Origin of the sequence: Streptomyces sp. NPDC088246 (genome assembly GCF_044741025.1) — a bacterium.
Lineage (GTDB): Bacteria > Actinomycetota > Actinomycetes > Streptomycetales > Streptomycetaceae > Streptomyces.
Genome location: NZ_JBIURV010000120.1, coordinates 1 through 7,150 on the forward strand (window position 1 = coordinate 1; position 7,150 = coordinate 7,150).

Here is a 7,150-nt window from a genome sequence, read left to right on the forward strand (position 1 = left end):
CGCCGACCAGGCAACGGCCGAACGAACGAACCTGAAACCCCGTCAACCCGCCCTGACCAGCTGATCAGCACCTCCCGCACGCCGGGGGAACCTCATCAGCGCACCCCTGGCGCCCTCTGCCCCGGAGAAGAAGGTGGGAGGGCCGCTGGGTGGGTGCGCTGAGGGGGACCGACGTCGTCGCGGGCAGAGCGGTGTCGGCCTACACGGCCGTTACCGCCAGGCGGTCCCGGAGGCCGGGTGCCGCTGCTCTCGCCGCCCAGCCAGCGAGCGCGGGCATCGCCATTGTTCCGTCAGGCGGCCCATTCGAGTCCGAGGTTGGCGAGTGCGGTGAGTTTGTCGGTGGTGAGCTTGGCGCGCCTGCTCTTGGTGTGCTCCGAGCATTGAACTGCCTGGAGAAGCGTCCCGGCCCCGCACGAGCGCCAAGGCTGGAGCCGGACTCACGCACCCTGCCCTGTCCGCCCATCCACGAGACCTCTAACATCATGTGGCGTTTCGTCGTCGGACGCCGATGCCTGCCTGGCCGTGTCCGCCGCCCAACGCCCACGACGTCCGCCGCACAGCGATGGAGTCGGGTATCGAACAGCCGAGGAGAGGAACGTTCATGCGCGCTCGGAGCATCGGCGCGGCCGCCGCAACAGCATTGGCGCTGGTGGCTGCCCGCGACCTCATCCAGAAGAAGCACGCACTGCTCAGAAACTTCCCCGTGATCGGGCACGCACGGTACCTGTTGGAGACGATCGGGCCGGAACTGCGCCAATACGTCGTGACGTCCAACGAGGAAGAGCGCCCGTTCAGCCGTGACCAGCGCACCTGGATCTATGCGTCGGCGAAGGAAGAGAACAACTACTTCGGGTTCGGAACCGACGTAGACGTTGAGCACGTGCAAGGGCACGCGTACGTGAAGCAGCGGACGTTCGCCGGCACGCTGCCCGATCTGCACGACCCGCAGGGCCCGCTGCCCTCGGCCAAGGTGCTGGGCGGCCCGCGCGGGCGCGCCAAGGCGTTCCGGCCGGCGAGCGTCGTGAACATCTCGGCGATGAGCTTCGGATCGCTGTCTGGCGCGGCCATCACGGCGCTCAACAAGGGCGCGGCGCTGGCCGGCGCGATGCAGAACACGGGCGAGGGCGGCCTCTCGCAGTACCACCGCAACGGCGGTGACCTCGTCCTCCAGATCGGGACGTCGTACTTCGGTTGCCGCAACGAGGACGGCACCTTCAACCTCGACAAGCTCAAGGACGTGGTCGCAGGCGCCCCAGTCAAGGCGATAGAGATCAAGCTCTCCCAGGGTGCCAAGCCGGGGCTCGGTGGGATGCTGCCGGGCGCGAAGGTGACCCCCGAGATCGCCAAGATCCGTGGCATCCCGGCCGGCAAGGACTGCGCCTCCCCCTCTCGGCACACCGCGTTCCACGACGTCGACTCGATGCTCAACTTCGTGGAGCTGCTCGCTACCGAGACCGGTCTGCCGGTCGGGATCAAGAGCGCTGTGGGGGAGATGAGCTTCTGGCAGGAGCTGGCCACGCTGATGGCGCGTGGTGATCGCGGGGTCGACTTCGTGACCATCGACGGAGGCGAGGGCGGCACCGGGGCGGCTCCCCTGATCTTCACCGACTCGGTGTCGCTGCCGTTCCGGATGGGCTTCTCCCGCGTCTACAGCACGTTCGCCGAGCAGGGGCTGACCGACGACCTCACCTTCATCGGCTCCGGCAAGCTCGGCCTGCCCGAGAACGCCGCCGTCGCCTTCGCCCTGGGTGTCGATATGATCAACGTCGCCCGCGAGGCAATGCTGTCCATCGGCTGCATCCAGGCGCAGAAATGCCACACCGACAAGTGCCCCACCGGCATCGCCACCCAGGACCCGTGGCTGGTGCGCGGCGTCGACGCGCCCTCGAAGGCCACCCGGGCCGCTGTCTACCTACGCACCCTGCGTAAGGAGCTGCTGAAGGTCTCGGGAGCTGTCGGCGTCGCCCACCCGGCACTCATCACCACCACCGACATCGAGATCATGAACGGCGACTACGACGCCCGCACCTTGGCGAGCGTCTACGGCTACAAGGACGGCTGGGGCGAACTCGGCCCGGAGCTCGCCCAGGAGATCACCGCGCTGCTCATCGCCAAACCGACCCCTCTCCAGAAGCCTGTCGGCTGACGTGTGACGAGTTGCCAGTGCCTGATCTGCGAGGTCGGGCGGTGCGGGGCGGTCGGCCGGGTCGACTGCGAGCCACGGCCTGTTGGCCCGGGCAGGTGGGACTGGCACGGCGACTTCCCGGCCCCTCCGGGGCGCGGGTCCTGGGGGCACGCCCGACCAGCACCACCTGCTGTACGACGAGATGGCGGCCGCCCAAACGCCGACTCCACGCTGAGCCCAGCCAGCGGTGCCCTCAGGCACACGTGGCTGAGGGCACCGCCGCATTCCAGTCGCCAGCGCCTTCGTCGGAGGTCGGCTCTCGGCAGCTCCCGGTACGACTTCCCACCCGCGCGGGTGACGCCCGTCGGGCAGCAACGATTCTTCGCCGATCAGGGCCGGAGCATGAGGGGCATGATTCGTCCTCTGCGCCGTACCGCCACCTTCTTCGCGGCCGCCGCGGTGGTCGCCGGTCTCGCGGTCACCGCCGCTTCCGCCACGGCCGCCACCTCCCACAGCCCCGTCGGCCGGGCCCCGGCCGCCCGCGACCTCCCGGAGCCGCCTGACGCCGCGAAGGCCCGCGAGCTGCTTGCGGGCCTCGGCGTGGCCGACGAGGCAGCCGGCGTCATCTGCGGCACCGATGGCAGATCGGGGCTCACGGTGGGGACGGCTCACGCCAGGGACTGCGCCACAGCACTCCAGGTCGCGAGCGCCTACACGCGGAGCTGGAACAGCGGCGGCGAAGGGGCCACGACCGTCCACGCCGCAGGATCCGTCTGGAGCTGTCGGGAACAGCCGGGTCCGTTGAATCCGTATCAGGAATGCGTCGAGACAGACGGCACCGGTCGTTGGGTCACCCTGACGTCCTGATCAAGACGCCCGTCGACGCTACGGGCCTGCTGGTCGCAGCGCTCGCCGATCCTGCTTCGGAGGTGTGCTCATGATGTACGTCCGAATGCTTGTGGCGGCGGCCGGCACTGGGATGATCCTGGTGCTTCCCGCCGGCGTCCTCCCGGCCTGCGCCACAACACCGCGCTGCGTCGGCGGCTCCTTGAGCTCTCGGCGCGGATCTGGTGGCATCCCTTCTTCACCACCAGCGGGGGCCGTGCACCGGCGGCCCGGGTGGAGTTGCGTTGCTTGGCCCGCGAGCGTGGGCAGCGGACAGCGCGGGCCTCGTGAGCGCGGGATCCGGTCCGCGTCGGTGGTGATTCCCCGGCGCTTCAGGTGCCGTGCGATCGCGGCTCTGTCCTGGGGGCGCCCTCGATGGGGTTGGTAGCGCAGCAGCGAGTCGAGATCGCCGGAGGTGGCCACCTCGCGCAGGGCCTGCCGGAGGAGATCGGCTTGGCCGGGCAGCGACGGATAGTTGAAGTTGAGGTCGACCGCGTCGGTGGCGACGGCCTGTTGGTCGATGCCGTGGCCGGCGGGAACCGCGATATCACGCACGAACGTGCCGCGGCCCTGTTCCCGGCTCACCAGACCCATCGTTTCCAGCTCGGCGTACACCCGGGTCGCGGTCACCACGGCGATGCCCTCACGGGCGGCGAGCCCGCGGTGTGTCGGCAGCCGCGCACCCACGGCGAGCCGCCCGGTCCGGATGTCGGCGGCGAACGCGTCGACCAGTGTTTTGTACCGCGAGGCTGGCATACACCGGATTGTACGCATGACAATTCGTTGACTGTCCTGTTCGCGGCTCCTTACCGTCAAGACCCACCCACCCGGAAGGACAGCCGCCGTGCACATCGCCATCCTCACCTTCGAGGGCTACAACGAGCTCGACTCCCTGATCGCGCTCGGTGTGCTCAACCGCATCAAGACCGACGACTGGCGCGTCACCATCGCCACCCCCAGCCCCAAGGTGACGTCGATGAACGGGGTGGTCATCGAGCAGATGTCCACTCTTGAGGAGGCGTGCGCCGCTGACGCCGTGATCGTCGGCAGTGGCATCGCCACCCGCGAGGTCGTCGAAGACCCGGCGATCATGAACATCCTGCGCAACCTGGACCCCTCGCGCCAGCTCATCGCGGCGCAGTGCTCCGGCGCGCTCGTGCTGGCCAGGCTCGGCCTGCTCGACGGCATCCCCGCCTGCACCGACCTGATCGCCAAGCCCTGGGTCATCGCCGCCGGCGTCGAGGTACTCAACCAGCCCTTCTACGCCAAGGACAACATCGCCACCGCCGGCGGCTGCCTGGCCTCGCACTACCTCGCCGCCTGGATCATCGCCCGCCTTGAGGGCAAGGAGGCCGCCGACGGTGCACTGCACTATGTCGCCCCGGTCGGCGAGAAGGGGGAATACATGGAGCGCGCCTGGCGCAACATCACCCCCTACCTGCCCGCTCCCGCACTGGCGCTCGTCTGAACACCAGTCGCAAGCGGCGGCCGGCCGGAGAGCTCCCTCGGCAGCCTGGCCGGTCGTTCGCGGCCCGACACCTACCGGACCCTTGGACAGGGAGGTCTCGAAGCGATGAACCACGCGGGGAAAGACGCGGCGTACGGCGGTGCACAACCGGCGCCGAGCGATCACCGACCGGGCATGAATCGCGACGAGGTATCGGCTGCGATCGTCTCCAGCAGACTGGCCAAGGGCTTCACGTGGCAGCAGCTGGCTGACGCGATCGGCCGGCCGCTGGTGTGGACCACCGGCGGCATTCCGGCCGTCAGACCCGTGATCCGCCGGTTGCCCGTGATCACTGCGCGAGCTCGTCAGGGCGTCGTCCGCCCGGCCCGGTGCGTGAGCAGGTGGCGGTCGGCGAAGTCCAGGTAGCGGTCCCAGTCGTACGGGGTGATGTCATGGGCGCCGGAACGCAGGTGGTAGCCGATGCGGCCACCGGTCAGCGGGGTGTCCGGGGCCGGGAAGCCGGGTTCGGCGACATCCGCGGTGTGTGGCTCGGGCACGTGCGGACCGGATACCTGCGGACCGGGCACCGCTTGCGGCTCGGAGTCGCTCAGCCCGGTCTCGCCCAGGAACCGGTACACCTGCCCGGCGTGACGGGCCGCGAGGAACTTGCCGCGCGGGTCGGCCCACAGGTCCTCCGTCGCGCTGGCCACGTACAGCGGGCGCGGCGCGATCAGGGCCAGCAGCATGTGCTGGTCGACCGGCAGTTCGGCCTCGGCACCGTTGTAACGCCGGTGGTTGACACTGAACCAGTGCGGGAAACGGGTGTTGACGGCCGTGATCCGCTCACCGAACGTCCGTCTGGCCAGCGCCGCGCCGCCGCAACCGGAGTTGTTGCTGACGACCATTGCGAACCGGCGGTCCTGCGCCCCGGCCCACAGCGCGGCCTTGCCCAGCCGGGAACGACCGGTCACGGCCACCTTGGTGTGGTCCACCTCGGGACGCGTCCAGGGCACGGGAGAGGCCCCAGGCCCAGGCGCCCAGAGCGCCCCAGGAGTGGGACGCGCCCCGTACGTCGCCCTGCTCGCCGCCGTGCGCCTGGCGGAACTGGTCCAGCTCGATCGCCTCCGTGGGCAGGACCACGGGCGACTCCGAATCAGGGGCACCGGTCACCGCCGTCTGCACCCGCCGCTTGTCCAGGGCCATATGACCTCCAGCTGTCAGGGGCGGGGATCCAGCCCCGCAATCAGCTCAGGGCGGCCGTCTGAATGCCGGCCCGTCCAACTCACTGACGGTAGTGGTCGCTTCTGACAATCGAACCGACTTCAGCCAGGTCGCGGCGTCTGGTTATACCGCCGGGAGCCAGCAACGTTTGTTGGTCACCGCTGGAAACCTTCGTCAGCGACAAGAAACATGTTGCTGAGTTCTGGGAGCACGCCGGTACTTGCTTCCGGCCGTCTTGTGTGCTGGTCGGCTCGGAGCAAGTGATCATGGCTCCGGACTCCTAATCTCTGGCCCCAGCGGGAGACTGGCCGCCAGGGTAGGTCCGGAGCGCCGCAGTCGTAACTCAGCCACCGAAGGCGCCGCGTATCTCGCTGTCCGCTGGCCTCACCACCGAAACCGACTACCCGAGGGGACCCAACACCTGATGTCCATATGGCCTTCGATCGTTGCCGTACTCGGTACCCTTGCCGGTGCCCTGACCGCCGGAGTCCTCCAGCACCGTTCGGCACGCACCGCACGCGACGAGGAGCGCGCCGACAGCCACCGCCAGGACCAGCTCGGCGCCGTCACCGACTTCGCGGCCGCCCTGGACGCGCACCGCTCGGCGATGTTCCATCGGGAGCGTCTGGCCCTGGCCGAGGCAGGCACCGAGCACCAGCTGGAGGCCCAGACGAGATCCCACGACACCCGGGCGGCAATCACCGCGCCCCACATCCGCCTTCAGGTCCTGGTCCCCGAGCTGGCCGGCCCCGCCCAGCAGGCCGCAGATGCCACGTACGCGCTACGCAAGGCCATCGACCGGACCGAGCTGGATGCCCGGCGGCATGCGGCCAAGGAAGCAGCCGTCGCTTTTATCGCCGCGGCCGCCACGCTGCTGAGCCCCAACAACCGCTGACTGAGGGTGACCACTGCCAGCGTTCTGGCCGTCCGGTCGTGCCGGGAAAGGCATGCACGTGGCCCTCGAAGAACGCCTCTCGACAAGAAGATCGACCGGAACCAGGCCCAGATCATCGAGCTGCTTACCCAGCTGGTGGGTCAGCGTCCCGACGCCGGCTGACTTTCTCCGGGCCCGGTGCCCGGTTCCTGCCGGGCCTGGACCAGGCCGCGCCATGCGGAACGAACGTCGTCTTCGTCCTTGGCCCAGCGGGTGGCCGAGGACTCCGGCAGGGGCAGGGCGGCCATGAAGTGGGCGATGTCGGTGAAGCAGATGAAGTCGCCGGTGGCGGTGAGTTCGCTCAGTCGGCTGATGGTGGCGGCCAGGTCCTGGCCGTCGTTGCGGACGGCGTGGTGGAAGGCGAGGGCGAGCCCCACGAAGCGGTGGAGGAAGGGGAGCCCTGCGGACATCGAGGCGTGCTTCGACTCGATCGACCACACGACCCTGATGGACCGGGTGCGTGACCGGGTCAAGGACAAGCGCGTGCTCGCCCTGGTCAAGGCGTTCCTGAAGGCCGGAATCCTGCGGGAGACCGGGA

General features: G+C 69.2%; 7 protein-coding genes. 4 read left to right on the forward strand and 3 right to left on the reverse strand.

What is annotated here, in order from left to right:
• Nucleotides 1–601: 601 nt before the first annotated feature.
• Together ACIPEK_RS45930 and ACIPEK_RS45935 are read left to right on the forward strand one after the other, a co-directional pair.
• Entirely contained in the window at nucleotides 602–2,146 is a 1,545-nt protein-coding gene (locus ACIPEK_RS45930; protein ID WP_402008814.1) for an FMN-binding glutamate synthase family protein, read from the forward strand.
• A 390-nt stretch (nucleotides 2,147–2,536) separates the two neighbouring features.
• Nucleotides 2,537–2,992: a hypothetical protein gene (locus tag ACIPEK_RS45935; protein ID WP_402008816.1), complete on the forward strand. Its 456-nt coding sequence runs from the start codon at nucleotides 2,537–2,539 to the stop codon at nucleotides 2,990–2,992.
• Between the two features lie 18 nt (nucleotides 2,993–3,010).
• Here ACIPEK_RS45935 and ACIPEK_RS45940 read toward each other — a convergent pair whose 3' ends face one another.
• Nucleotides 3,011–3,766 carry a GntR family transcriptional regulator gene (locus tag ACIPEK_RS45940; RefSeq protein WP_402008819.1) on the reverse strand — a complete coding sequence of 252 codons (756 nt, stop codon included), beginning with the start codon at nucleotides 3,764–3,766 and terminating at the stop codon, nucleotides 3,011–3,013.
• A gap of 88 nt (nucleotides 3,767–3,854) precedes the next feature.
• Here ACIPEK_RS45940 and ACIPEK_RS45945 point away from each other — a divergent pair, with 88 nt between their 5' ends.
• Nucleotides 3,855–4,478, forward strand: a complete 624-nt coding sequence (locus tag ACIPEK_RS45945; RefSeq protein WP_402008822.1) for a DJ-1/PfpI family protein — start codon at nucleotides 3,855–3,857, stop codon at nucleotides 4,476–4,478.
• A 344-nt stretch (nucleotides 4,479–4,822) separates the two neighbouring features.
• Here the strand turns inward: ACIPEK_RS45945 and ACIPEK_RS45950 are convergent, their stop codons facing one another.
• Nucleotides 4,823–5,470, reverse strand: coding sequence for a hypothetical protein (locus tag ACIPEK_RS45950; RefSeq protein ID WP_402008825.1), 648 nt, complete (start codon nucleotides 5,468–5,470; stop codon nucleotides 4,823–4,825).
• A 632-nt stretch (nucleotides 5,471–6,102) separates the two neighbouring features.
• On the opposite strand from ACIPEK_RS45950, the gene ACIPEK_RS45955 reads away from it, so the two are divergent.
• Nucleotides 6,103–6,573 (forward strand): hypothetical protein, encoded by a 471-nt coding sequence (locus ACIPEK_RS45955; RefSeq protein WP_402008827.1) that lies wholly within the window; start codon nucleotides 6,103–6,105, stop codon nucleotides 6,571–6,573.
• Between the two features lie 140 nt (nucleotides 6,574–6,713).
• Here ACIPEK_RS45955 and ACIPEK_RS45960 read toward each other — a convergent pair whose 3' ends face one another.
• Nucleotides 6,714–7,052 carry a hypothetical protein gene (locus tag ACIPEK_RS45960; protein ID WP_402008830.1) on the reverse strand — a complete coding sequence of 113 codons (339 nt, stop codon included), beginning with the start codon at nucleotides 7,050–7,052 and terminating at the stop codon, nucleotides 6,714–6,716.
• Nucleotides 7,053–7,150: the final 98 nt, after the last annotated feature.